Source organism: Sulfurimonas limnophila, assembly GCF_059705345.1.
Genome location: NZ_AP046127.1, coordinates 594236 through 619453 on the forward strand (window position 1 = coordinate 594236; position 25218 = coordinate 619453).

General features: G+C 34.4%; 23 protein-coding genes and 2 tRNA genes. 16 read left to right on the forward strand and 9 right to left on the reverse strand.

From position 1 onward, the window contains the following. The first annotated feature begins 30 nt into the window (after positions 1 to 30). From AC6H33_RS03205 to cysQ, 3 genes are all read left to right on the forward strand, one after another. A complete protein-coding gene (locus AC6H33_RS03205) occupies positions 31 to 741 on the forward strand; it encodes an energy transducer TonB (RefSeq protein ID WP_497605527.1) in 711 nt (236 codons plus the stop codon). 301 nt (positions 742 to 1042) lie between these two features. Then, a complete protein-coding gene (locus AC6H33_RS03210; protein WP_497605528.1) occupies positions 1043 to 2818 on the forward strand; it encodes a GGDEF domain-containing protein in 1776 nt (591 codons plus the stop codon). An 18-nt stretch (positions 2819 to 2836) separates the two neighbouring features. Then, the gene (gene cysQ / locus AC6H33_RS03215) at positions 2837 to 3592 is read left to right on the forward strand and encodes a 3'(2'),5'-bisphosphate nucleotidase CysQ (protein ID WP_497605978.1); all 756 of its coding nucleotides are present in this window, start codon (positions 2837 to 2839) and stop codon (positions 3590 to 3592) included. A gap of 99 nt (positions 3593 to 3691) precedes the next feature. On the opposite strand, the gene AC6H33_RS03220 is transcribed toward cysQ, so the two are convergent. Both AC6H33_RS03220 and AC6H33_RS03225 read right to left on the reverse strand, forming a co-directional pair. Further along, positions 3692 to 3766: transfer RNA gene (locus AC6H33_RS03220), tRNA-Glu, on the reverse strand. Positions 3767 to 3788: 22 nt separating this feature from the next. Next, positions 3789 to 3864: transfer RNA gene (locus tag AC6H33_RS03225), tRNA-Lys, on the reverse strand. Positions 3865 to 4134: 270 nt separating this feature from the next. Between AC6H33_RS03225 and AC6H33_RS03230 the strand changes: the two genes are divergently transcribed. The 12 genes from AC6H33_RS03230 to AC6H33_RS03285 all read left to right on the forward strand — a co-directional run bounded on the left by AC6H33_RS03230 (position 4135) and on the right by AC6H33_RS03285 (position 16940). After that, entirely contained in the window at positions 4135 to 4893 is a 759-nt protein-coding gene (locus tag AC6H33_RS03230; RefSeq protein WP_497605529.1) for a complement resistance protein TraT, read from the forward strand. Positions 4894 to 4990: 97 nt separating this feature from the next. After that, positions 4991 to 5914 (forward strand): VWA domain-containing protein, encoded by a 924-nt coding sequence (locus tag AC6H33_RS03235; RefSeq protein ID WP_497605530.1) that lies wholly within the window; start codon positions 4991 to 4993, stop codon positions 5912 to 5914. Continuing rightward, positions 5911 to 7326, forward strand: a complete 1416-nt coding sequence (locus AC6H33_RS03240; RefSeq protein ID WP_497605531.1) for a VWA domain-containing protein — start codon at positions 5911 to 5913, stop codon at positions 7324 to 7326. The genes AC6H33_RS03235 and AC6H33_RS03240 overlap by 4 nt, the downstream gene beginning before the upstream one ends. Then, on the forward strand, positions 7307 to 8416 hold the full coding sequence (locus tag AC6H33_RS03245) for a hypothetical protein (protein ID WP_497605532.1): 1110 nt from the start codon (positions 7307 to 7309) through the stop codon (positions 8414 to 8416). The genes AC6H33_RS03240 and AC6H33_RS03245 overlap by 20 nt, the downstream gene beginning before the upstream one ends. 49 nt (positions 8417 to 8465) lie before the next feature. After that, positions 8466 to 9473 carry a CsgG/HfaB family protein gene (locus AC6H33_RS03250; protein WP_497605533.1) on the forward strand — a complete coding sequence of 336 codons (1008 nt, stop codon included), beginning with the start codon at positions 8466 to 8468 and terminating at the stop codon, positions 9471 to 9473. Next, the gene (locus tag AC6H33_RS03255) at positions 9473 to 10471 is read left to right on the forward strand and encodes an LPP20 family lipoprotein (RefSeq protein WP_497605534.1); all 999 of its coding nucleotides are present in this window, start codon (positions 9473 to 9475) and stop codon (positions 10469 to 10471) included. Before AC6H33_RS03250 ends, AC6H33_RS03255 begins: the two co-directional genes overlap by 1 nt. Before the next feature lie 113 nt (positions 10472 to 10584). Continuing rightward, positions 10585 to 11532 carry an AAA family ATPase gene (locus AC6H33_RS03260; RefSeq protein ID WP_497605535.1) on the forward strand — a complete coding sequence of 316 codons (948 nt, stop codon included), beginning with the start codon at positions 10585 to 10587 and terminating at the stop codon, positions 11530 to 11532. A gap of 8 nt (positions 11533 to 11540) precedes the next feature. Beyond that, positions 11541 to 12371 carry a DUF58 domain-containing protein gene (locus tag AC6H33_RS03265; RefSeq protein WP_497605536.1) on the forward strand — a complete coding sequence of 277 codons (831 nt, stop codon included), beginning with the start codon at positions 11541 to 11543 and terminating at the stop codon, positions 12369 to 12371. Further along, the gene (locus AC6H33_RS03270; protein ID WP_497605537.1) at positions 12371 to 12778 is read left to right on the forward strand and encodes a hypothetical protein; all 408 of its coding nucleotides are present in this window, start codon (positions 12371 to 12373) and stop codon (positions 12776 to 12778) included. Before AC6H33_RS03265 ends, AC6H33_RS03270 begins: the two co-directional genes overlap by 1 nt. Next, positions 12771 to 13700 (forward strand): VWA domain-containing protein, encoded by a 930-nt coding sequence (locus AC6H33_RS03275; RefSeq protein ID WP_497605538.1) that lies wholly within the window; start codon positions 12771 to 12773, stop codon positions 13698 to 13700. The genes AC6H33_RS03270 and AC6H33_RS03275 overlap by 8 nt, the downstream gene beginning before the upstream one ends. Next, positions 13697 to 15496, forward strand: coding sequence for a VWA domain-containing protein (locus tag AC6H33_RS03280; protein WP_497605539.1), 1800 nt, complete (start codon positions 13697 to 13699; stop codon positions 15494 to 15496). The genes AC6H33_RS03275 and AC6H33_RS03280 overlap by 4 nt, the downstream gene beginning before the upstream one ends. A gap of 22 nt (positions 15497 to 15518) precedes the next feature. After that, positions 15519 to 16940 (forward strand): BatD family protein, encoded by a 1422-nt coding sequence (locus AC6H33_RS03285; RefSeq protein WP_497605540.1) that lies wholly within the window; start codon positions 15519 to 15521, stop codon positions 16938 to 16940. On the opposite strand, the gene AC6H33_RS03290 is transcribed toward AC6H33_RS03285, so the two are convergent. Then, complete coding sequence (locus tag AC6H33_RS03290) at positions 16937 to 17767, reverse strand: prephenate dehydrogenase (RefSeq protein ID WP_497605541.1); 831 nt, start codon at positions 17765 to 17767, stop codon at positions 16937 to 16939. The genes AC6H33_RS03285 and AC6H33_RS03290 overlap by 4 nt on opposite strands. A gap of 99 nt (positions 17768 to 17866) precedes the next feature. Between AC6H33_RS03290 and bamA the strand changes: the two genes are divergently transcribed. Next, positions 17867 to 20134: an outer membrane protein assembly factor BamA gene (bamA, locus tag AC6H33_RS03295; RefSeq protein WP_497605542.1), complete on the forward strand. Its 2268-nt coding sequence runs from the start codon at positions 17867 to 17869 to the stop codon at positions 20132 to 20134. 87 nt (positions 20135 to 20221) lie between these two features. On the opposite strand, the gene AC6H33_RS03300 is transcribed toward bamA, so the two are convergent. The 6 genes from AC6H33_RS03300 to plsY form a co-directional block, all read right to left on the reverse strand. Next, the gene (locus tag AC6H33_RS03300; protein WP_497605543.1) at positions 20222 to 21691 is read right to left on the reverse strand and encodes a Ppx/GppA phosphatase family protein; all 1470 of its coding nucleotides are present in this window, start codon (positions 21689 to 21691) and stop codon (positions 20222 to 20224) included. 8 nt (positions 21692 to 21699) lie between these two features. Next, positions 21700 to 21954, reverse strand: a complete 255-nt coding sequence (locus tag AC6H33_RS03305; protein ID WP_497605544.1) for a YfhL family 4Fe-4S dicluster ferredoxin — start codon at positions 21952 to 21954, stop codon at positions 21700 to 21702. A 112-nt stretch (positions 21955 to 22066) separates the two neighbouring features. Beyond that, positions 22067 to 23365, reverse strand: coding sequence for a sensor histidine kinase (locus tag AC6H33_RS03310; protein ID WP_497605545.1), 1299 nt, complete (start codon positions 23363 to 23365; stop codon positions 22067 to 22069). Positions 23366 to 23455: 90 nt separating this feature from the next. Continuing rightward, positions 23456 to 24130 (reverse strand): homeostatic response regulator transcription factor HsrA, encoded by a 675-nt coding sequence (hsrA, locus tag AC6H33_RS03315; protein ID WP_497605546.1) that lies wholly within the window; start codon positions 24128 to 24130, stop codon positions 23456 to 23458. 101 nt (positions 24131 to 24231) lie between these two features. Next, entirely contained in the window at positions 24232 to 24561 is a 330-nt protein-coding gene (locus tag AC6H33_RS03320; RefSeq protein WP_497605547.1) for a dihydroneopterin aldolase, read from the reverse strand. Continuing rightward, entirely contained in the window at positions 24558 to 25172 is a 615-nt protein-coding gene (plsY, locus tag AC6H33_RS03325; RefSeq protein ID WP_497605548.1) for a glycerol-3-phosphate 1-O-acyltransferase PlsY, read from the reverse strand. The genes AC6H33_RS03320 and plsY overlap by 4 nt, the downstream gene beginning before the upstream one ends. Between the last annotated feature and the right edge of the window lie 46 nt (positions 25173 to 25218).

Consider the following 25218-nt stretch of genomic DNA (forward strand, 5'->3'; position numbering starts at 1 on the left):
TAGTAACAATAGTTTTGTTACTATTTCAGCATGATTAGACACAGCAACTCCCTTCTTATCTCCCTTTTTATTCATTTTCTCCTAGTAATTTTAATTTTTTTTATATCAAAGAGCTATGTTGAAGTCAAAGAAGAAAAAGAAAAAATCATAGTTTTAAATGTTTCTACAATTGAGTTTGAAGAAAAAGTAAAAACTCTAGAAGTACCAAAAGAGCAATACTGCGCACCAAAAAAAGTACAAGAGATAAAAGAGAAACCAAAAAAAGTACAAGAGATTAAAAAAGAGAAAGTTGTAGTTGATAAAAAAGTAAAAGAAGAGATAAAACAAGAGATTAAAGAAGAGAAAACAGTGGAGAGTCCCACAGAGATAAAAAGTGATAACATAGCGCAAAACAGGTCTTTAGCTCAAATAAAAAAAGAGAACACAACTCCAAGCGAGATTACAAAACAGCCAACTCTGCAAGAGGAGTATAGTGAAGTAAATAAGCACAAAATATTGGAACTTTTACGAGACAATCTCTACTACCCAATGAGTGCGAGAAAAAGAAACATAACAGGGATGGTTAAAGTAAGTTTTACATTAGATACAGACGCAAAAGTATCTAATACCAATGTATCAGAGTCTCAGAGTGATATACTAAGCAGAGCCGCAATTAAGACGATAGAAGATCTTTCTGGTAAATTTCCAAAACCAAAAAAAGAGATAACTTTATCTATACCTATCAACTATAACCTAAAATAGATATAACAAAAGATGATATAAATCAAAACACGCATCTAATCTAAATGATATAATCGTAAAATAACGATAATAATATTTAACGTTTTGGGAGATTATCATTAAGCACAAACTAAATAACTCTGTTTCATTAAGAAAAATAAATTTTTTAATAACTTTTCTTATAACAATCATACTTTTTTCAATTGTTTTTGTCGGATACAGTGCGACAAAAGAGTATTTTAAAACTCAAGATATCGAGCGCATTAAAGTAAATATCTTAGACCTTGGACATCTTATAGTTCCAATCATAGAAAAAGATGGCATGGACGCGTTAGAGCCTATACTCAAAAGAAGCGTAGAGCTACATCAAGAGTATGAAGCTCTTTATATAACTGTTGATGAGAAGATAGTTGTTTCAACAACACAAAACGCTACTGTAAAAAATTCTCTTTATGTAAATGATACAGATGTAGCAAAGGTTAAAGAAGATGTTTCATTTTATGCTAACTTAAATTATCTTGATAAAGCAAAAGATATAAATTTTAAACTGATTGTAGATTTAAATGACAAATACCTGCTGCAAAGTGAAAAAAATGTTCAATTTCTTGTAGTTAAATTTATGCTCTATTTTATTTTTGTAGTAGTTTTTTTCCTTATAGTTTTGTATTTTTTAAATATATATCCTCTTATGAAATTAAGCAGCAATATTAGAAACAAGAAGCAATATAAAATTGATTTTTTTATCAAAGAGCACTCATTTTTATATAACTATTTTATTGAAAAATATAATGAAGTTATATATCTGAACAAGACTTTAGAAGAGAAAGTAGCAGATAGAACAGCTCTGCTTTTAAAAACAAACAACCTCCTCAAAGAGGCACAGCATCTCTCACGTATAGGCAGTTGGGAGCGTGGAGTAGATGATGATTTGCTTATCTGGTCTGATGAGATGTTTGAGATTTTTGAGTTGGAGTTAAAGAGCATCGCTCCAACTTATAAAGTTTTTATGAATTATGTTCATTATGATGACAGAGAAGAGCTTAATAATACAATACAAAATGCTATAAAAAATAAGAGTGACTACTCTTTGACCTATCGAGTGCTGATAAGAGGTAATTTACAAAAAGTTATCTATGAAAAGGGTAAGCTTGAGTATGACGATATAGGAAATGTTAAGAGGTTGATAGGAACGGCTCAAGACATCACTCAAAGATATAAAACAAGTAAAGAGTTAGAGTTTCAAGCAAAACTTTTGAACTCAGTAACTGACTCGATATTTGTACATGATTTAGATGGAAATTTTATATATGTTAACGAGGCTGCATATACAACTAGAGGCTATACAAAAGAAGAGATGTTGCAGATGAGAGTTGAAGACCTTGATTATCATGATGAAAAAAGTGGCTCAGAGGTTTATGAAGAAAATATGATAAATGTCAAAGCGCAACTAAGTAAACAACAAAAAGCGGTTGTTGAGGTGAGTCATAAAGTAAAAGATGGTAAAACAATTCCAATCGAGATAACGTGTAAGCTAATCCAAGATAAAGGTAAAGGCTACATTATAAGCATCGCTAGAGATATTAGTGAACTTAAAATCATGAATGAAAATCTTCAGAAGATGGCAATTACTGATAATTTAACAGGAATTTATAACAGACATAAATTTGAAGAGATTATAAAGATAGAGATGGAGCGTTCATATAGATTTGATAGCCCACTTTCGCTAATAATGGTTGATATAGACCATTTTAAAAGAGTAAATGACACTTATGGGCATGATGAGGGCGATAATGTTATAAAAAACATTGTTGATATAATTAGTGAAAATATTAGGCATCTGGATATATTTGTTAGATGTGGCGGAGAAGAGTTTATAGTTTTATGCCCACAAACAGAGTCCAATGGTGCAGCGGTACTTGCGGAGAAATTAAGAGGCACGGTAGAGAGTAAAAAGATAGATGTTATTGGAAATATTACATGTAGTTTTGGTGTGACTTCGTATATCAAAGATGAGGGTAAAAGCGCTTTTATTAAACGTTTAGACGGAGCTTTGTATAGAGCAAAAGATGAGGGCAGAAATAGAGTTATTGCTATCTAGATAAGGTGAGGTACTTAAATAATGCAAACAGTTGATATCCAAGTTATAAAAAACATAGCACAAGAAGCTGGTGATGCTATCATGGAGATTTACACAAAAGATTTTCACATAGAGTTCAAAGATGATGCATCTCCACTTACTGAAGCAGATATAAAAGCAAACGAAATTATTTGTAACTCTCTTCTTGAGCTCTATCCAAACATTCCAATTCTCTCCGAAGAGAGTAAAATCGCAGAGTATGAGGTGAGAAAGTCTTGGGAGTACTACTGGTGTATAGACCCAATTGATGGAACTAAAGAGTTCATCAAAAAGAATGGTGAGTTTACTGTAAATATCGCTCTAATCCATAAAAGCATACCTGTTCTTGGTGTTGTTTATGCTCCTGTTCTAAAGTCTATGTATTGGGCAATGCAAGGCGGAGGTGCATTTTTAAATGGGCAAAAACTGCCTATTTATATGAACAAAAATAAGAAGCAAAAGCTCTTTGTTGTAGCTTCAAAATCTCATCTATCACCAGAAACACAAATATTTATAGAGGCGCTTGATACAAAAGAGATAGAGCTGTTGTCAATAGGAAGTTCACTAAAACTTTGCATGGTAGCAGATGGCAGTGCAGATATTTATCCACGACTTGCTCCAACAATGGAGTGGGATACAGCTGCGGCTGACGCTATAGTTAGAGAGAGTGGAAGAATGAGCTATATTTTTGATACAGATACACCACTGCTCTACAACAAAGAAAATCTTCTTAATCCTTGGTTTGTTGTTAAATAAACTTATATAAATTGTGTGAATTTTAGAATAGGCAATACAAGCAGTAATTTGACTATAGTTTGAAAGTGCTGAAAATATGGAGTTTTAAATGTAAATGAGTGGTGACCCCGAGGAGAATTGAACTCCTGTAACATGGATGAAAACCATGGATCCTGACCGCTAGACGACGGGGCCACTCTTTAGCATTTTTTAGAAATGGTGTCCTGTGATGGATTCGAACCATCGGCCACCTCATTAAAAGTGAGATGCTCTACCAGCTGAGCTAACAAGACATAAACAAACATAGTGTTTGTGGATGGGAATTATAGACAAATAGGTTTTTTAAGTCAAGAAAAAAGAGTGTGAATTTTGAAATTTTTTATTTTACGTTTAAAAGAGGCATCTACATCAAAAAACAACAGGTTTATTTATGTTAAACATAAAAAATAATTGTGTTACAAAAAGAAGCGTAAGGAATATTTCTTGATAAAATCAAATAATATAGAGTCTATTTTATGTTTTTTTAGTATTCTTTTTTTGTTATTTAACAATAAAGGATATCTATGAAAAATAGATCAAGAGTAGCAGCTCTTATTTTAACAGGAAGCTTTTTGGCAATGGGTCTTAGTTTTAGCGGTTGTAGTGCCATGAATACGGCTATTAAGAAGAGAGATTTAGAGGTACAGACAAAAATGTCTGAAACTATATTTTTAGAGCCAGTGGCACCTGAAGAGAGAATTGTCTATTTTGACATCAGAAATACTTCAGATAAAGAAGTTAATGTGAAAGAAGGCGTAGAAGCAGCTTTTATAAACAGAGGGTATAAAATAACTCAAAACCCAAAAGAGGCTACTTATATGCTTCAAGGGAATATTTTAAAAGTTGGAAAGTCTGACTTAAGAGAGTCGTCATCATTTCTTGGTTCTGGTTTTGGTTCAGGGATAGCAGGAGCTGCAGCAGGAGCTGCAACAGGGTATGCCTTAACAGGTAGTAATAAAACTGCTGTAGGACTTGGTTTAGCTGGGGCTGCAGTTGGTTTTATTGGCGATGCGTTAGTTGAAGATACGATGTTTGTTATGGTAACAGACTTACAAATAAGAGAGAGACCATTAGAGGGTGAAGTTGTAACTCAAACTCAAAATGCAAATCTTGCTCAGGGAAGTTCAACTACTACAAAGCAAGATATCCAAGGCGGAAAAGTTGAGTGGAAAACTTACCGTACTCGTATCGTTAGTACTGCAAATAAAATGAATTTAAAATTTGAAGAGGCTCAGCCAGTTCTTGAATCTGCACTTGCTAAGTCTATGTCAGGCATATTTTAGTCTATATTTGATGGCTTAATTGCCATCAAATATATAACGTCAATAATTAAAACTATTTAGCTAAAATAACTCCTTTAAAAAATTGCTTGGAGTGGAAGTGAACTACTATAGTTTTGAATACCCTTATCTTATACTTCTTCTTCTCCCAATCATATACTGCTTATACAGATGCAAAGAGCGTCTAAAACCTATATACTTTGTGCATCTTCACTTTTTATCTGCAAAGAAGAGTTTTTATAAACTTGAGTGGATTGTAAAAATATCAATTTTCTCCCTTTTATTTATAGCTCTAGCCTCGCCAATTATCATCGATAGGGTAGACCCACTAAATAGAAATGGAAAAGATATAGTTTTAGCGATTGATGCGAGTGGTTCTATGAACAGCAGTGGATTTGATTTTGAAGATGAAGAGAGGGGTTTAGAGAAGTTAAGCAGGTTTGAGATAGCTAAGTTAGTGGCATCTGAGTTTATAAAAAAAAGAGTAAGTGACAATGTTGGTGTAGTTTTATATGGAGATTTTGCTTTTATCGCTTCGCCAATTACTTATGAGAAAAACATTATAGTTGAGATGCTAAGTTATCTAACGCAAGGTATGGCTGGGCAAAATACCGCCATTGGCGAAGCAATAGCTATGAGTGTAAGAGCATTTAAACACTCAAAAGCAAAGAGTAAGATAGTGGTTTTGCTAACCGATGGAGAGCATAACAGCGGAGATATTTCTCCAAAAGATGCTACTGTTTTGGCAAAAGAGGCAAATATAAAGATTTATACAATCGGTATGGGTAACAGAGGAGAAGCTGACGAAGCACTCTTAAGGGAGATAGCAGGTAACAGTGGCGGAGAGTTTTTTTATGCGACAAACGCAAAAGAGCTAAGAGAGATTTATGCGCATATTGATGAGCTAGAATCTTCAACTATAAAAAGCAGAGATTATCTTTTAAAAGAGTATAACTACTATCCGTTCTTGCTGATTGCACTTCTGCTTTTACTATACTTGCTAAAGAGAGAGATGAGCAAATGACGCTTCTTTATCCAAGCTATTTGTGGCTTCTTCTCATCTTGGTTCTGTTTTTTATAAAAAGAGATTTTAGAGAGTATAGAGTTTCTTTTTATGGCTATTTGCTTACTTTTATCTTTATAGTTTTAGCTCTTTGCAGACCAGCAATAGAGCAAGAGCCTATCAAAAGTGAGCAACTTTTAAGTGATGTGATAATCGCACAAGACCTCTCTTTTTCTATGCAAGTCCAAGATATAGAGCCTTCAAGATTGGCGTATTCAAAAAAGATGTTAAAAAAACTGCTTTATGCAAAACAGAAGAGCAGATTTGCAGTTTTAGGTTTTACTACAAATGCCATCATATTGTCCCCACTAACAGAGGATAGAGAGCTTTTAGAACACCTCTTTAACTCACTAGATGAGAAGTTTATAATAACTAAGGGAAGTGACGTAATGTCCGCTCTTAAGCTATCAAGAGATATATCATCTTCAAAGAGAGCCAGAGTAGTTATCTTTAGTGATGGAGCTGATGAGCTTGATTATAGCGCAGAGGCTTCATATGCGAAAACAAATAACTTAATTGTAAATATTTTTATGACCGCTTCAGAGATAGGCGGAGTGCTAAGGCTAGAGAGTGGAGAACTCTTAAAAGATGAGGGCGGAGATATAGTCATAAGTAGGCAAAATAGCGCTATAAAAGCGATAGCTGATGCAACAGGCGGAGTCTATACAAAAGATTTTGATGAACTTCTTAGTGCTTTAAATGATATGGATAAAGAGGAGCATAAAAGCGAAGTAGAGATTATGAGAAATATTGAGCTTTTTTACTACTTTGTTGCTTTGGCGATTATCACATTTTTACTCAGCGTCACTACTTTAAAGAGGTTCTTCATAATCTTTTTGCTTCTTTTTGGAGTTCATCTAAATGGGGATGAAAATTTTGACAGAGCAGTAGAGTTTTATAGAGCAGGAGAGTATGAGAAGGCAGTTGAAAAGTTTGAGATGTTAAAGTCTGATGATAGCGAGGTTAAGTCTATCATATACTACAACATAGGCAACGCGCTTGTAAGGTTAAAAGAGTTCACTAGGGCTAGAGAGGCTTACTTAAAGTCGCTAACGCTAAGCTACTCTAGGGAGGCAGATGAAAATTTGGAGCATATAATTGGTGCTAGTGAAAAAAAAGAGATGAGCAGTGGCAAACAACAAAGCAACGACAAATCATCATTGGCTAAAAAAGAGAGTAGCAAGAAAAAGCAAAAAGAGGGCGGTGGCTCAAATATGAAAGTAAGTGCAGCTTCAAGTGGAAACTCCGATGACAAGGGCAAAAAAACAGAGGCCCAAAACAGTATAAATTTAGATGGTGGTAAAGCAAAACTAAGCTCTAAACAGTATGAGCTTATAAACAAGAGGAGTGTTGATGAAAAAAAACCTTGGTAGAGTATTTTTAATAGTGAGTATTTTTTTACAAGCCTCTCTCTTTGCTTCAACTTATGAGTGGAGCAGTTTTGTAAGTAAAAAAAGTGCTTATGTAAATGAGGCGATACATCTAAAATATATATGTACTTTTAGTGATTTAGCAGAGTTATATAGCATAGATTTCAATCCAAGCGGAGATTATAAGAACTACCGAATAGAGATTTTAAGAGAGAGTTCAAGCATAGTTGATGGAAAAAAGATAAACAGTTATGAGTTTGTTTTTTTTGCTAAAGATGCCCAAGAGATTGAGATTCCTCTTTACGCTGTGATGAAAAAGACGACAAAAGAGTCTATCGAAGAGATGGTGATAGGAAGAGATAATGTTAAAAAAGAGGATGTGAGTAAAACAAGAGTTGAGCTTGAGAGGCTCAAACTCTCTATTAAAGAGACAAATACGACTTTTGTTGGAGATTTTACTATCAAAGTAGATAAACGAGAGCCCAAGGTTAGGGCATTTGAGCCATATCATCTAAGCATTACCATAAGAGGTGAAGGAAGCTTTGAAGCCATAGAACCTTTGGTTTTTGAGATAGAGGGTGTAAGAGTTTTTGCAGGAGAGGTAGCTTTAAAAACAGAGCTGAGTAAAGATGGAGTCAAGGGAGAGTGGAGTCAAAAGTTTGCTTTTGTGAGTGATAAAGATTTTACAATTCCAAAGCTAGAGATAACCTACTTTAGCCTAAAAGATGAAAAGTTACAACAACTGACTATTGATGCTGTTGACGTAAAAGTTGAGAGTGGTTTTGTAAAAGAGGAGCTCTTAGACAAGGTTGATGATAAGAAGTGGCATTTTGAGCTATCTTATCTCTACTATCTTCTCACTTTTATAGCTGGTTATATAGCTGCAAAAGTAAAAATAAAAAGAGAGCCAAAGCCTAAAAACAGGGATGAGCTCTTTTATAACAATATAGAGAGTGCAACCTCTCTAGATGAGTTAATGATTCTCTTAGTGCTAAGGGATGCAAAAAAATATGACTCACTAATCAAAGATATAGAGGCTAAAAGAGTTGTATCACTTAAAAAAACAAAAGCAATGTGCAGAGAGTTTAAGTGATTTTGATTAAAATAGTGACATTAAAGATAAAAAATGGCGGAAATTTAATATGGTAGAGTTTTTTAGATATTTGAGTTTTATATTTTTTGTTACTGTTTTTATGGGTGGATGCTCTCAAAGAGTAGCTATAAAAGCACTTGAACCTGCAGAGATTGACCGTGCAACGCTTACTAAAAAAATCAGTGTTACAAACTTTGAAAATGACTCAGTTGGGCTATCAGGCAAGATAGAGTCAAAACTTATCTCTAAAAAAATAGATGACAAAAGTTATTTTACGATTGTATCAAGAAGAGATTTTGAGAAGATTATTAGTGAGCAAAAGGTGCAAAATAGCGGTTTGGTAGATGTGTCAACAGCTGTTGAGGTAGGAAATCTTATCGGCGCAGAAGCTATAATTTCTGGACGCGTTGGACGAGTAGCACATAGTGACACCTCTTTTTATGAGCGCCGTGTTAGATGTTTGGATAAGAAATGCAAAAGTGTCTCAGAGTATAGTGTCAGATGCACAAAGAGAGTTATAGGTTTGTCTGCTGATTTGCGAATGATTGATATTGCAAAGGGAGATATTATCTACGCAGAGACCATAGGCAAGTCTGGCGAGTGGAGTCACTGTGTTGATGATTCACGCTCTTTGCCATCGGTTGAGATTGTTTCACAGAACTTGGCAAATAGTATCGCTGATGATTTTACAACAAAGCTAACTCCTCACTATCGCTACTTTGAAGTCACTCTTCTTGATAGCTTAGATGGTGACTATACATCTAAAGACGAGAAGCTCCTAGAGGTTTCGATAGAGTATATAATGCAAAGCAGATATGATAAAGCTCAGAAGTTTTTGATAGAGCTCATAGACTCAACAAACAAAAAAAGTTATGTAGCTTTTTATAATTTAGGAGTAGTAAAAGAGGCACAGGGAGAGTACGCAGATGCTCGTGAGTACTATAAAATGGCGGATGATTTGATGGTTGAGCCAATAGAGGAGATAAGCAGAGCAAACATTAGAATTGATGAGCTAATCAAAAAACATAACATTGCAACAAGACAGCTGGAGCAGTGATGAGAAATATAACGCTTACTATTTTAGCACTCCTCTTTCTCTTAGGATGTAGCACAAAAGATGAACTGAATCTGTCTTTTAAAAAAACTCTTCCGCAGTGGTATGTAAATCCTATGCAAAGCTCACAAACAACCCTCTACAGTGTAGGAGAGGGCGAGAGTAAAGAGGTAGCGCTCAAAAATGCTCTAAATATGATGGCATCAACTCTAAGCGTCTCTATCGAGTCAAGTTACAACTCTAAAAAAGTAGTTCAAGAGGGCAGAGTAAACAGCAATCAGCTTGATGTAGAAAATAGAGTCTCAAGCAGTGTGCATAAGATTCGTATCAGCAGTTATGAGCTCTTAGAGTATGAAGAGGTAGGTTTTAGAAATCATATACTCTTGATTAAAGCAGAGAAGAGCAAACTCTTTAAAAGCTTAGAGAGTGAGTTAGAAGAGGAGTTTTCTGTAATAGACGCAGAGTTAAAATCACTATTGGCATTTAACGCACTAGAGCAGATAAGCAGATATAAAAAGATAAAAGCAAAATTAGAAGATTTACCAGAGAGATTGGTTGTTATGAGTGTTTTAAATAGTAGTTTTGATGCTAACGTATATACAAATAAAGCGCAAAAAATTAACACCGCTTATGATGAGCTACTCTCATCAATAACCTTTGAGATACAAACAGATAACGATTCAAAAAACTTAGAGGCTCCGCTTAGGGTTGCGCTAAATGCCAAAAAACTCTCAACTGCACACAAGAACAAAGATAGACACTTTAAAATTTTTATAAAATCAGATATTCAAAGAGCAACATCTTTGGGCTTTACTCTTGCTCGTTCTGCCATAGAGATAAGCGTAGAGGATTATAGAGGCGCAATAGTTGCGGGAAGCAAACTAAATCTAATAGGACAATCAACGCAAGGTTATGAGATAGCAAAACAGAGCCTCTCTATGAAGTTTAGCGATATGATAAAAAAAGAGGGTATCGAGAAGATTATTGGGCTTGATTTGTGATTTATTTGTCACTTATCGTTAACTGCGTTTAGTTATAATTTTTCCCTACAACCACTAAAGCTACATGTGTCGTTTTGATACTTGAGAGGTAAATAAAAGAGGATTTAAAGCTTATGATTTCAAAAATAGAGTTGATTAAAAAAGAGGTTTCAAAGGTAGTAGTTGGGCAGGAGAAGATGATAGATTCTCTTCTTATTGCTCTTTTATGTGAAGGTCATATTCTCATAGAGGGTGTCCCTGGACTTGCAAAGACAACAACTGTAAATGCCCTCTCTAAGAGTTTGGGCGTCAATTTTAAACGTGCGCAATTTACTCCAGACCTTCTTCCTTCAGACATACTCGGTGCTGAGATATATGATCCAAAGAGCAATAGCTTCAAGATTAAAAAAGGTCCGATTTTTACAAATCTTCTCCTAGCAGATGAGATTAACCGCTCTCCAGCAAAAGTACAATCTGCTCTTTTAGAAGTTATGCAAGAGAGACAAGTAACTATCGGTGATACAACTTTTAAACTAGACTCTCCATTTTTTGTTATGGCTACACAAAACCCGCTTGAGCAAGAGGGCGTTTACCAGCTCCCAGAAGCGCAATTAGATAGATTTATGTTAAAACTAATAGTGAGTTATAACACTAAAGAAGAAGAATTAGAGATAGCAAGAAGAGTCTCTAGCGGAAAATTTGAAGAGATTAAGAGCGTTGTATCACATGAAGATTTAGAGATGCTAAAAGAAGTGGTAAAAAATATACATATTGACGCTGAAGTTGAAGAGTATATGATAGAGCTTGTAAATGCAACAAGAAATCCAAAAGAGTATGGGCTTGAAGAGATAGCTTCTTATATACAGTTTGGAGCTTCTCCTCGTGTAAGTATAGATATGTTCAAAGCTGTAAAAGCGATGGCATTCTTGCGAGGCAAAGATTTTGTAACTCCTGTTGATGTGGCTTATATAGCAAAAGAGTTGATGCGTCACCGTATAGTTTTGAGTTATGAAGCAGAAGCAGAGGGCATTACAACTGATGAGATTATCCAAAAAGTACTTCAAACTGTTGCAATTCCTTAGATAAAACTATGAGCAAATTACAAAAAATCTTAGTTCGTGCCAAGCGTCAAGTCTTTAGTGAAATGGTCGGAAACAATCCCTCTATTTTTCAAGGCGAGGGTTACGATTTTATAGAGCTTAGAGAGTATATGGCTGGAGATGATATTCGATTCATTGATTGGAATATCACAGCAAAGATGCAGACGCCATATATTAAGATATTTAGACAAGAGAGAGAACTTCATGTTGTCGTAGTTAATGTCTTAAACGGAAGCGTACATTTTGGCTCTAAAAAATTCAAACAAGAGAGTATTGCAGAGATTTCAGCCATCTTAGGCTTTTCAACTATAAAAAATGGAGATATTCTAAGCTCATACATCTTTACAGACAAAATGCACTCCTATACAAAACCGAGTAAAAAACTACACCAAATCCACAAAAGCACAGATGATATTTTAAATTTTGATGCGATAAATCAAAAAGTAGATTTTAAAGTTATCGCCGACACCCTTTATAAAAGATTGAAAAAAAGGTCTCTTATCATCATAGTAGGGGATTATTTTGAGATACCAGACTTTAGACTCTTAGCTAAAAAGCATGAAGTTTTATCTGTAATAGTTAGAGATACTTTAGAAGAGAACCCCCCTTCTATGGGCTTTGCATCACTGCTAGACCCACAAAGCGCGGTAACTCTTGAGGGTGATTTTAACGAGAGAAGTGTTAAGGCTTATGCAAAAAAAGTGAGTGAACATGACCACAAACTCTTTGAGACACTTAGAAGTGATGGCATCAGATTTAGAAAAATATATACTCACTCAATACCAAGTGTAGAGTTACGCAGACTCTTTGAGGGAAGATAATGGAAGCAAATCAAAGTTTTGATATACCACTGCATGATATAAAAAACATCGTTGATGTAGACGAGTACTCGCTTTACTACCTTCTAGGAGGCTCTTTTTTAGCACTGCTTCTACTTAGTGCTTTGGCATACCTTTTATATGTATGGCTTAACAAAAAAGCAAAGTTTAACCTGCGAAAAGAGAACTACAAAGCCCTAAATAGCCTTGATTTGAGAGATGCCAAAAAGTCTGCATACGCTATAACTTTTTATGGAGCAACGTTTAAAGATGACAGCCCAAGACACCATGAGATGTATCTAAACCTAACTGAGAGACTTGAAGTTTATAAGTACAAAAAAGAGGTTGGTGCGTTTGATGATGAGACCATTGGTTATATAGAACTTTACAAGGGTATGATTGATGTTTGATGGAATCTATTTTGAATTTCCCCAAATATTTTTTACTATCTTTATCTTTATAGCATGTGCCTTTTTGTGCAAATTAAGACTTACTTCTATCTATTTTCCTCATGTTGCACAGTTTTTAAAAGGTAGTGTGTCATCTTCAAAAATACTCTTTTTTTTAAAATGGCTTGGAATTTTGATGATGATAGTAGCTCTTATGTCGCCTATAAAAGATGAGCCATATGAGTTAGAGCCAAAAGATGGGTATGAGATAGCTCTGATTTTGGATGCTTCTGAGTCTATGAAAGCGCAAGGTTTTGATAGACAAAATCAAAGCTTGAGCAGATTTGATGTTGTAAAAGAGATAGTTGCTGATTTTATCTCACAAAGAAAAAATGACAACATGGGTTTGGTCGTTTTTGGAGCATACTCTTTCATAGCCTCTCCGCTGACTTATGATATAAATATCTTAAACAAAATCCTCTCACAGTTAGAAATCGGGATGGCTGGAAAATATACAGCACTAAACACATCTCTAGCTCAAGGAGCAAATCTTTTAAAGCAGAGCAAGTCAAAAACAAAGATAGCGATTTTGCTTACAGATGGTTACAGCACACCACAAGTTGATAGCGTCCCTATTGATGTCGCCCTTGATATGATAAAAAAAGAGGGGATAAAAGTTTATCCTATTGGAATTGGAATGCCTCATGAGTATAACACAGAGGCACTTTTGCAAATCGCAAATGAGAGCGGTGGCGTTGCATTTGGAGCTTCAAGTAGTGCAGAGCTTCAAGAAGTCTATAAAAAAATTGATTCCCTTGAGAAGTCAAAGATAAAAAGAGAGAGTTACACTAACACAAACTACTACTATCAGTTTCCACTATTTGTGGCACTTATCGCTCTTATGCTCTATGTCTATCTAAGAAATAGAAGAGGGTATGCATGAGCTTTTTACATCCAGAATTTTTGTACTACATGTTGCCTCCGCTCTTTATACTATTTGCCCTTTTACTTACTCAAAAAGAGACACATGAGCAGTTTTTTAGCCAAGAGATAATGGATAAACTTAGGGTAAATGCAAATACTTTAACACTCAAGGCTAGAAATGCGCTCTTTTTTCTTGTAGGATTTTTTATGATTATAGCTCTTGCCCAGCCAGTTATAAAAGAGGGTAGCGTGGAGATAAAAGCAAAGAGTGTTGATGTGATGATAGCTCTTGATATCTCAGACTCTATGTTGGCGGAGGATATATATCCAAATCGCCTAGAATCAGCAAAAAGAAAAGCCTTATCTCTGTTGAAAGAGGCTAAAGATGAGCGCATGGGAATAGTAGCCTTTGCAAAAAACTCCTACCTTGTCTCTCCTCTTAGTTTTGATAAAGTCTCTGTCTCTTTTTTACTGCAGCAGCTTGATACAACCTCTATAACAGAGCAGGGAAGTGACTTTTTATCTGTCATTGAAACAGTGCAAAAGATTCAAAAAGATGAGCCAAAAAAAGTACTTCTTATCCTAAGTGATGGTGGAGATAAAAGCGATTTCACTGATGAGATTGCTTTGGCAAAAAAGAGCGGTATCACAGTTTTTGTCTTAGGAATAGCTACAAAAGAGGGCGCTCCGATAAAAAGAGAAGATGGAACTTTTATAAAATACAATGATGAGATAATTATCTCAAAACTAAATGAAAACATAGCCTCTCTTGCTATAAAAACAGGCGGAGTTTATATAGAGTCAACGACCTCGCAAGAAGATATAAAGAGAATGATTCAAGAAATAGAGCGAGTGGGAGAGAAAAAAGAGTTAAAAAGCCAAGAGGTGCAAAAGAGCAAACCGCTCTTTTACTATCCACTCTCTCTTGCACTTCTTCTGCTTCTTATCGCTATGAGCTCTATTGGTAAAAGAGGTAGCTCTCATTTAGGTGTTTTACTTATTTTGGCTCTTTTTTTATCTCAAGAAGCCAGAGCAGGTGTTTTGGATTTTATGGATTTAAAAAAGGCAAAAGAGGCTTATGAGAGCAGTAATTTTGAAGAGTCTGCAAAGCTTTATAATGAACATGCAAAAGAGAGTAAAAATCCTCAGAGCTACTATAACAGCGCTAATGCTTACTATAAACAAAAAAAGTATAAAGAGGCGATTGAAGCCTACAAAAAGGCTACTTTTGATGATAAATACGATAGGGCAAAAAATCTCTCAAATCTAGGAAATGCCTATGCAAAAGATGGTGATTTGCAAAAGGCGATAGAGGCATATAAAGAGTCTCTAAAGATAGAAGATGACAAAGATACAAGAGAAAATTTAAGTGAAGTTGAGAAGTTTTTAAGAGAACAAGAGCAGAAAAAAGAGCAAAACAGCGAAAAAAACAGAGATAAGCAAGACGATAAAGAGGATAAACAAAAACAAAATAAAGAACAAGATAGTAAAGATAAAGAGCAGAACAAAGAAGAAAAAAAAGATGACAAAGAGTCAACTCAAAAAGAGAAAGACTCAGATAAAGAGCAAAAAGAGTCTGAAAAAGAAGAAAAAGAGCAAAAGGAAAAAGAGGCAAAAAAGAGTGAAAATATGGATGAAAAAAAAGATGATTCAAAAGAAAATGCTCAACAAGTAGGCGATAAAAAAGAGGAAATTATGAGTGATGAAGAGGAGAAAAAATGGATAAACCAACTCAAGCAAAATTCAAGCAGCTATCTCTACAAACTAAATGATAATGATGAGAAAAAAATCTCTAATGATGAAAAACCTTGGTAGAAATTATTTTAAGGAATAAAATTTGAAAACTATTACAAAAGTCGCGCTACTATTTTTTATAATTGTGTACCCATTATTTGCCTCACTCACTGCTCGAGTAGATACAAGCAGTGTTGAACTTGGAGATGTTGTTACTTTCTCTTTGGATATTTCAGGGCAGAAGATAAAAAAGCCAGAGATTACAAGACTTTGTGAGAGTGATGTTATATCTACCTCTTCTCAAACAAATATGCAGATAATAAACGGAGCGATGAGCAAGAGCTATACATTAAGCTATAAATTTTCACCACAAAAGAGTTGTAAAATTGAGCCCTTTGGACTAGAGATAGATGGTAAAGTAGAACACTCAGAAATGATAGAGATAGAGGTAAAAGCTCCAAGCCAGAGCAGAGATGCAAATTTTATGCTTACCCTTAGCAGTAATAAAGAGGAGCTTTATGTTGGAGAGACGTTTGAATTAACATTAACGTTTAAACAAAAAAATGGTGCAAGTGCGCTTGATAGTAAGTTTACACAGCCTGAGTTTAAAGGCTTTTGGGTAAGAAGTGAGTCACAACCGCAAAAAGTACAAGATGTTGATTATACAACTACGACTATGGTCTATACTCTGCTTCCTCAAAGAGTAGGTGAGTTAAAAATATCAAGAGCGCAGATGCAAATCGCTTCAAGAGATAACAGAGTTGATAGTTGGGGTAGTTTTATGCCAACTATCAAATGGAAAAATTATTTCTCAAATGAGCTCTCTTTTAGTGTAAAACCGCTTCCCTTGGGCGTTACTTTAGTTGGAGATTTTAAGATAAAACTCTTGTTAGAAAAAGATGAAGTAAACGCAAACGAGCCCTTAAATGTGGCTATTGAAGTGAGCGGAGATGGAAATTTAGAAGATATAAAAAGTTTTAAACCATATATAGATAGAGTTGGAGTTTTTGAAGAAAAGCCTCTTATTGAGGGCTCTAAGCTATCACAAAAAATTACTTTTGTAGCCCAGAATGATTTTGTAATCCCACCATTTGAGATTAAGTATTTTGATATAAAAACAAAAGAGATAAAAAGTATCTCTACAAAAGAGAGAGAGGTAAAAGTAAAAAACGCAAAGCCAAAAGAGGAGCTAGTTATCAAAACAGATAACGAGCAAATAAGTAAAAACAGTGCAATTGCTATAAGTGATGGATATGATAAAAGTTATCTTTTTATTGCTTTTGTAGTAGGAGTGTTTTTAGGCACTATTTTGATGATTTTAAAGCCATTGATAAACTTTAAACGAACAAAAAAAAGTTCCATTAAAGAACCAAGAACTCTTTTGGCAAAGCTACTGCCTCATAAAGATGATGAAGAGGTGAGGGGGGTGATAGAGAAGTTAGAGCAAAATATCTACACTGACAAAAATTTAGAGATAGATAAAAAAGCCCTAAAAGAGCTTCTTAAGAGGCTAAAGATAGACTAGTCTAAAATATCATGGAGTCTGTTTCCAGACTCTATATTTTTATGAACTTCATCCCACTCATCATTTTTTATATGCTCTTTTAAGATACTTAACTCATTCTCAAAAAGCTCAATAGCTTCAAGCAGATTTGTTTTGTTTTGTCTAAAAATATCTTCCCACATATTTGCAGAGCTCTTAGCCAAACGGCTCATTGAGCGAAATCCACCAGCTGCGAGTGCTAAAATATTGCGCTTGTTCTCTTGATTCATTACAGTATTTGCAAGAGAGTAAGAGATGGCATGAGGCATATGAGAGATAAATGCTGCATGACGGTCATGCTGATGCGCAGGCATAAAGTGCATCTTCATACTAAGGGCTTTAAATATCTTTTTTGCAACACTCGCCTGAAGTTCGCCACTGTTTTCAATGTCGCACAAAACAACAACTTGAGAGTTATATAAGTTGTCTATCGCCGCTTTTGGGCCAAAGTGCTCTGTTCCAGTCATCGGGTGCGCCGCTACAAAGTTTTTTCTTATCTCACTAGAAATTGAGTCAATAATTTTTGCTTTTGTACTTCCCAAATCTATAATGGTTGTATTTTCTTTAACATCCAAGAGGTTTTTAAGAGCCGCAATTACGCCATCAACAGGTATTGCTAAAAAGATAACATCATAATTTTTAACTTCATCAAACTCTACAATCTTATCAACAAGACCAAGCTCTAACGCCTCTTTCTGGTGATTAATGTTGTGATCACTTCCTACAATATTTTCTATAAAATCTATATTTTTGAGGCTCTTAGCGAGTGATCCACCCATAAGCCCTAACCCTACTATTGCTATATTCATACTATTTCTTCTTTTTTATTTGCCAAATTATACAAGATTTACTTAACATTAACCTCATAAAAGGTAGAATCTTCTCTTATTTTACAATCTGGAAAATCAATGAGAATATTTTTAGCAGCACTACTAACCCTTCTTGCGATAAACTCTTTCGCACAAACAATCAAATCAATTAAATATGACGGTATGGTTCAAATATCTGAGTCAGTAGCACTTAGAATGTTAAAGTTTGAAGTTGGCGATGACGTTAGTGAAAAAATGATTGATGAATCAATTAAAGCGTATCATAAACAGGGATATTTTGAGGATATTTGGGTTGATGTTGACAAAGATGGAGCAATGACTTTTCATTTTAAAGAGAAACCTCTTATCTCAAAGATAGAGCTTAAAGGGTGGAAAGAGAATGACTCTGAAATCATAGATAGTGTAATCCAGATTAAAACTGGTGCACTTTATGATGAGAAGAAGATAGAAGCTGCAAAGAAAAGAATTATTGAAGCAATCAATCAAGAAGCAAAGATTGACAGTGTTGTAGAGATTTCTAAAGAGCTTTTGGATAACGGAAGCTATAAAGTAACTTTTTTAGTAAACGAAGGTGAAGAGATTATCATAGAAGAGTTATTGTATAGCGGTGCACAAGGGCTAGATAGTGATGAATTTGATAGCATGATTGCCAATAAAGAGCGAGAGTTTATGGGCTGGTTTTGGGGTAGAAATGATGGAAAGATGAAAGTTGCTGACTTAGCTTACGACCCGCTAAGAATACGAGATTTTTATATGCAGCATGGGTACTTGGATGCCGAGATAAAAGAGCCATTTGTGAGAGTAAACTTTGACAACTACAATGCAGATATGAGTTATCAGATCAAAGAGGGCGAAGTTTACTCTATTAGCGCAATTACAATTGAGCAAGACAAAGAAGTTGTAGATAATGCTGAGATAGAAGAGCTACTTAGTCTAAAAGTAGGAGAGGTATTTAACATAGAGACTTTCCGTAACGACTCTCAAAAAATTAAAACACTTATCGCTGATCTTAGTTATGCCTTCGTTCAGGTTGTTCCAGACCTTAAAAAAAATAAAGACAAAAGAGAAGTAGAAGTTATCTTTAAAGTTTCTCCTGGAGATAAGGTTAAAATCAGAAATGTAGTTATCTCTGGAAACAATAGAACACTAGATAGAATTATACGAAGAGAGTTATATCTAGGGCCTGGAGATATGTACTCTTTAACGGACCTCTCTGATTCTAGAAATGCACTTGGACGTTTAGGCTTTTTTGATGGAAATACTATTGAAGAAAAAAGAGTTGATAACAAAACAATGGATTTGGTTGTCAAAGTAAAAGAAGCTCCAACTGGAAACATTCAGCTAGGTGGTGGTTATGGAAGCTATGGCGGACTTTTAGTTAGTGTTGCTGTTGATGATAGAAATGTTTGGGGTTCAGGAATTGATGTTGGTGTAAAGGCTGAGCGCTCTTCACTCTCATCAAACTACTCTTTTTCTATCTCAAATCCAAGATTGAACGATAGTGATTTTAGTGGTAACTTCTCTCTTTATACATCTAATTTTGAGTATGAAGACTATACAGTTATGTCTGATGGATTGAGTGCTGGACTTGGATATAGATTTACAAGATACATTAGCGGTAGCTTAGGGTATAGCTACTCTAAAAATAAGTATGAGATTGATGAAGATGCAAACTTGACTTATGTTGATGATTATTTATTTCAAGATTACACAAAGAGTTCTGTAATTGTTAGTGGAAAGTATGATGATACTGATGATTTTTATCTTCCTAGAAAAGGTGTGATGCTATCTCAAAGTATTGAAAATGCAGGAGTTGGCGGTGAAGCTAAATTTGTAAAAACAAGAACAACGTTTGGTGCATATAAAGGGCTTGAAGAGTATGTTGGTTTTGACCTGATTTCAAGATATAAAGCAAAGATAAGCTATGTAAAAGATACAGGTTTCTTACCAATTGCAGAAAAATTTTATATGGGTGGTATCGGAAGTGTTAGAGGATATGAGTCCTACTCTTTATCTCCAACAACACAAGCAGATGATACTGCCTCTGATGGCATTAGAAGATATGGTGGAGAGTATAGTGCTACAAACAGTTTTGAGTTAAGTTTTCCTCTTGTTCCAAAAGCAAAGATGCGTGTAGTTACTTATCTTGACTGGGGTTATATCGGAACAAGTGAGAAGAGCAATGGTACATATCTTGTTGAAAACCTATCAAGAGGCGGATTTGGTGTAGGCCTTGAGTGGTTCTCTCCAGTTGGACCGATTCAGTTAATGTTCTCAAAACCTCTAGCAGAAGAAGAGGGTGATAAGACTTCAGTATTTGAATTTACTATGGGACAGAGATTTTAGTAGATAATATTATCTATTTTATGGGCTTTGCCCATAAAGTGGCAGAGACATTTGTCTCTACATTAATGTCACACTACGCTTAATAATTTATAAAAATTTTACTTCTAAAGGATTGTTCTTTAGCGGTTCTAACTTCTCTACACTCTCTTTTGCTAAATACAAACTATTTTTTGATTCAACTTCTATTACATCATCTTTTAGCGTTAATTTAAAATCAATATTTCTTGGCATATGACTAAGCAGGGCAACACTCAAAGAGAGAATATAGCTAAGTGCATTAAGCTGTTCAGTATCTGGTAAAAGAGCGCTAAATTTCTCTACATGAGAAGAAGATGGGAGTTTTCTTTTTGAAAATCTTGCAAGTGTTGCAATTAGAGTAATTTGCTCATGAGTAAAGCCAAACTCTAGCGCATCTTGTATAAGTTCGTAACTATGCTTATTGCTAGAGTAGAAATGAATACTGCTTCCACTCATACAGAGTTTGGAAGCAATAGATAACTCATAACGGTATTTTTTTTCTATATTTAATTTTTTGGCACTCAAATTAAACAACTCTTTAGCAACTCTGCTTATCTGGTTTGCATATGAGAGATTTTCAACGTGAGCATCAAGAATGTAACGTATAGAAGTGTTGTAGTTGAGTGGAAATCTATCTTTTGAAGTTCTTAGCAAGTCTGCTAAAAAAACACCTTCTCTTACGCCAACACCGCTAGTCAATAGCTCTTTAATCTTAAATTTTTTAAAAACTCTAAGAAGAATAAGTGCCCCAGATTTTATGACATCAAATCTAGAGTTTTTTATACCTATTTTTTTTAAATTATCATCATCACTAGATAATATTTTTTCTAAAAAATTTTCAAATTCATCATAAGATGGTCTGTACGCATGAAGTTTATCTATCGGATAATCACTCTTAGCAAGCAAGGCAGAAGATATTGCTCTAAATGTTCCGCCAATTCCAATCATTGTTGATGCATCTATCCCATCTAGAACTGCTAGTTCTTTATCTATATACTCTTTTGCACCATCTATATCATTTAAGTCAAAAAAAAGCTCTTTTAGACGCACTGTTCCAAGATTTATAGAAAAGCTTTTTAAAATATCTTTTTTGTTTATAAGAGCAAATTCTGTTGAACCTCCGCCTATATCAATACTGATAGCACTGTTTTGTTCTGGTAAAAGATTTGCACAAGCGATAGCTCCAAGATAAGCTTCTCTTTGCCCGTCAATAACCTTGATATTTAATCCAAGACCATTTTTTACTCTGTTTAAAAACTCTTTTTGATTAGGGGCATCTCTAAGTGCCGAAGTTGCAACACATAGTGTTTTTCTAGCTTTAAAGGATGTGATGATTGAGAGAAAATTTTCTAGCGTATCATAAGCTCTTTGCATTGGAGCTTCTTGAAGATTTCCACTGTTTTGATATGCGTTTTGGGATATTCTTACTCTGCTTTTTGCTTCATGTAAGATATGAAAAGCAAAGCGAGAGGTTTTTTCATAGATAACCATTCTAAGTGAATTAGAACCTATATCTATGACTGCTACACGTTTTGCCATAAAGAAGCTTAAAGCTCCTCTTCTTGTATTTGTTTATATTTAAATTGAAGCTCAGCAATTGATTCTACATTATCTTTATCTGGGATAATACAATCAACAGGGCAAACTGATATACATGCTGGTTCATCATAGACACCAACGCACTCAGTACAACGATCTGGATCAATAAAGTAAATCGGGTCGCCCTCTTCAATAGCTATTGTAGGGCACTCTTCACGACATGCATCGCATGCAATACACTCATCATTTATTATTAAAGCCATTAAAATACCTCATAGTTGTAATCTAATTTAAATATATTATTTAGTATATATTTTCATGTGCCCGATTTATAGCTAAATATAGCTTTATTGTTTTTTAAATATAGTTATTTGTTTAATTTGTTGGCAAGATGCATGATAGTTTAGAGTTGAGATTTAAAGAGGAAATAGTTCCAGTTATGCCATCTGTTCTATTTTTTATGCTTATTTTAGCACCTAACGCATCAGCAGCACTCTTGGCTAGAAAAAGTCCTAGACCAACTCCTGATTTATTTCCTTCTCTCTTAAAAGGTGCAAACAAATCAGAACTCTCATCAATTCCACACCCCTCATCTATAACTTCAATCAAAAGTCCGTAGCTATTTAAAGAACTCTTCAGTATAACTCTTTTATCTTTAGGAGTGAACTTGAGAGCATTTTGGAGAAAATTTTGCACTATCTGATTTAAAAGTCCAACTTGTAAAATCGCCATAAAGCCGTTAGGCTCAAAACTCATCTCAAGAGTTTTATCTTCATTTGCAGCAAGAAGATTAAAATCATCAGCTTTTTGTCTTAGTAGTGTAATTACATCAACCTCTTGAGGCTTGTCTAGCTGCATTCCCTCTTGACGGCCTATGTTTAAGATGTTTGAGACGATTATATTCATCTCATCAACTGTTTTATTTGTAATTTTTAGAGCTTCTATATACTCTTCTGGAGTGCGTTTTTTGATAAGAGTTACTTGATTTTTTAGTTTAATGACTGCAAGAGGTGTTTTTAACTCATGCGCTGTTCCGATGAAGAGCTCTTTTTGGTATTTTACAAAGTTTTGGATTCTTAAGATAAGATGATTTATAGTCGCACCAAGTGGCTCAAACTCCTCAGGCAACTCTTCAACGATAATTGGGCGCATAAGATGTTCATTCATATTTGAGAGCTTGTTGCTAAGGGTTTTTACAGGAGAAACTAGCATTTTTGATAAACCTATCGCATAGATAATTACAAGTAAAAATCCAGCAATGTTAATTACTAAAAGATAGTTAAGTATTTTATTTAAAAGCGTGCGTGTAGCAGTAATGTCTTTTGTGATTTTAAGATAACTAAGCTCATCAAAATTAAAAGGATGAATTAGAGTCAGATATGATTTGTTATTTTTTGTAGTTTCATAAAAGTCGAGATTTAGATGTTGGGTATTCAAGTACATAATCTCAATAGTTAGCCCTAAATACTCATCTGGTGTAGGAACAGATGCTCCATAAATAGATTCGTTACTAGTAGCATTTTTTGCATAAACAGAGAGCTCATGATATTTTTCATCTATGATTGATTTTTCAATATAAAAATATAAAATTGATGAGAAAAGAAGAATTAAAGAAGAAGAAGCAATGATAAGTTGTATTAAAAAACTTTGTCTTATACTTCTTTGTGAAAACATACTTTTACCTAATATTAAATATTCTGTAATTGTATCGAATAAAAAAGTGATTTAGTAGCTAAAGGAGTAAGTTCTCCTTTGCTATTTATGTTAGTTTATCTCTTTTGGAAAACAGAAACGGTATCCACGACGGCGAACAGTTTCGATAGTAGTTATGTTAAGAGGTTTATCCATTTTTTGTCTGATTTGATTTATTGCAACTTCAATTACGTTTGGAGTAACAAGTTCAGGCTCTTCCCAGATAGCGTCTAGCAGTTGTTCTTTTGAAACTATTTGATCACGGTGACGTGCTAAGTGAGTTAAAACTTCAAAAGGTTTTCCTTTAAGTTCAATCTCAACTTCTTTGTATGTAATTTTTTCCTCTTCAGGATTGATGATAAGATCTTCGATTTCAATTATATTGCTACCACCAAAACGAAGACGTGCATCAAGACGTGCAACTAAAACATCAAAGTCAAAAGGCTTTCTAATATAGTCATCAGCACCACTTTTTAGGGCTAAAATTTCGCTCTCATTATCGTCTCTTGCTGATAAAACAACAACAACAGTCTTTGGAGTTTTTGTTTTAATGTCTCCTATGATATCTATACTGTTTCCATCTGGAAGCATCCAATCCATAAGTACTAAATCATAGTTACGAATATCAAGATAGTATTCACCATCTTTTAGAGTCTCTACTACATCGCTTTGGTAGCCAAATTCTTTTAGCCCCTCTGCGAGCATTTTATTTAAAGTAACTTCATCTTCTATTATAAGAATGCGCATAAATTATGTCCTATGAGTGAATATTTTGGCGGAATCATATCATAATTTTAGGTTATTTTAAAGAAAATTTCAATTTTTTTTAATAAATCTTTAATTTACAATTAAGATTCAAAAACTGTAAAATCACTTACACTTACCATACAATCGGGCAAAATAGATGATTTTGTTATCTTTAAGTTTATGCTTTTTATCCCTTTGAATTCTTTATTTAACTTTAAACTTATCTCTTTTAAAGCATCTTCTATGAGTAAAAATTGACTATTTATCATTAAACCTTTGATAAAAGTAACAACTTGAGCATAATCGATAAAGTTTTCTTCATGCTTATAATCTATATGAATATTGATAATTACTTCTTGTGGGGTGGCTCTCTCAAAATCTAAAATTCCAATAATAGATTGAAATTTTAGATTTTCAATATGGATAATCATACAACCCTTTTTTCTTCACCCTTAAATAGGCGAATTATATTTGGTATATGTTTATATAAAAGTATAAAACCGATAATGAGAACAGGAGCATGAGCCATATCTGGGTGGATTATAAAACTAGCTACTACTAATGCGCCAAGAGCTGTGAGTGAAGATAATGAAGATATGCGGATAAATTTAGCACCTAGAGCCCAGACAACGAGTGCGATAATTGTCTCAAACGGAAGCATAAACATCATAACTCCCATCCCAGTAGCAACACCTTTTCCGCCTTCAAATCCTAAATATGGAGAGTAGCAATGACCAATGACTGCTAGAACAGATATGCCCCAAAGTGTAGCTTCGCTAACCCCGTAAAAATAGGCAACTGCTAAAACTAAAACCCCCTTGATAGCATCAAGAAAGAGTGTTGCTGCGCCTAATTTTTTTGCTAAAGATGGGTTGCTCTCTTTTACAACTCTTAAAACATTAGTAGCACCGATGCTTCCAGAACCACTCGATTTTACATCTACACCAGCATATTTTTTTGCCAATATAAGACCAAAAGGAATAGCGCCTATGAGGTACGCTGCTATGAAAAATTGAGCATTTGTATTAAATAAAAAATCCATTAAAAACCTTGATTGAAAATTTAAGCAATTGTACATAAGATATGAT

What these genes read in the sequence shown, in the direction of transcription:
- AC6H33_RS03205 (WP_497605527.1), top strand. Translation starts at nt 31, where the DNA reads ATGATTAGACACAGCAACTCCCTTCTTATCTCCCTTTTTATTCATTTT.
- AC6H33_RS03210 (WP_497605528.1), top strand. Translation starts at nt 1,043, where the DNA reads ATGGACGCGTTAGAGCCTATACTCAAAAGAAGCGTAGAGCTACATCAA.
- AC6H33_RS03230 (WP_497605529.1), top strand. Translation starts at nt 4,135, where the DNA reads ATGAAAAATAGATCAAGAGTAGCAGCTCTTATTTTAACAGGAAGCTTT.
- AC6H33_RS03240 (WP_497605531.1), top strand. Translation starts at nt 5,911, where the DNA reads ATGACGCTTCTTTATCCAAGCTATTTGTGGCTTCTTCTCATCTTGGTT.
- AC6H33_RS03245 (WP_497605532.1), top strand. Translation starts at nt 7,307, where the DNA reads ATGAAAAAAAACCTTGGTAGAGTATTTTTAATAGTGAGTATTTTTTTA.
- AC6H33_RS03250 (WP_497605533.1), top strand. Translation starts at nt 8,466, where the DNA reads ATGGTAGAGTTTTTTAGATATTTGAGTTTTATATTTTTTGTTACTGTT.
- AC6H33_RS03255 (WP_497605534.1), top strand. Translation starts at nt 9,473, where the DNA reads ATGAGAAATATAACGCTTACTATTTTAGCACTCCTCTTTCTCTTAGGA.
- AC6H33_RS03260 (WP_497605535.1), top strand. Translation starts at nt 10,585, where the DNA reads ATGATTTCAAAAATAGAGTTGATTAAAAAAGAGGTTTCAAAGGTAGTA.
- AC6H33_RS03265 (WP_497605536.1), top strand. Translation starts at nt 11,541, where the DNA reads ATGAGCAAATTACAAAAAATCTTAGTTCGTGCCAAGCGTCAAGTCTTT.
- AC6H33_RS03270 (WP_497605537.1), top strand. Translation starts at nt 12,371, where the DNA reads ATGGAAGCAAATCAAAGTTTTGATATACCACTGCATGATATAAAAAAC.
- AC6H33_RS03275 (WP_497605538.1), top strand. Translation starts at nt 12,771, where the DNA reads ATGTTTGATGGAATCTATTTTGAATTTCCCCAAATATTTTTTACTATC.
- AC6H33_RS03280 (WP_497605539.1), top strand. Translation starts at nt 13,697, where the DNA reads ATGAGCTTTTTACATCCAGAATTTTTGTACTACATGTTGCCTCCGCTC.
- AC6H33_RS03290 (WP_497605541.1), bottom strand. Translation starts at nt 17,767, where the DNA reads ATGAATATAGCAATAGTAGGGTTAGGGCTTATGGGTGGATCACTCGCT.
- bamA (WP_497605542.1), top strand. Translation starts at nt 17,867, where the DNA reads ATGAGAATATTTTTAGCAGCACTACTAACCCTTCTTGCGATAAACTCT.
- AC6H33_RS03300 (WP_497605543.1), bottom strand. Translation starts at nt 21,691, where the DNA reads ATGGCAAAACGTGTAGCAGTCATAGATATAGGTTCTAATTCACTTAGA.
- AC6H33_RS03305 (WP_497605544.1), bottom strand. Translation starts at nt 21,954, where the DNA reads ATGGCTTTAATAATAAATGATGAGTGTATTGCATGCGATGCATGTCGT.
- AC6H33_RS03310 (WP_497605545.1), bottom strand. Translation starts at nt 23,365, where the DNA reads ATGTTTTCACAAAGAAGTATAAGACAAAGTTTTTTAATACAACTTATC.
- hsrA (WP_497605546.1), bottom strand. Translation starts at nt 24,130, where the DNA reads ATGCGCATTCTTATAATAGAAGATGAAGTTACTTTAAATAAAATGCTC.
- AC6H33_RS03320 (WP_497605547.1), bottom strand. Translation starts at nt 24,561, where the DNA reads ATGATTATCCATATTGAAAATCTAAAATTTCAATCTATTATTGGAATT.
- plsY (WP_497605548.1), bottom strand. Translation starts at nt 25,172, where the DNA reads ATGGATTTTTTATTTAATACAAATGCTCAATTTTTCATAGCAGCGTAC.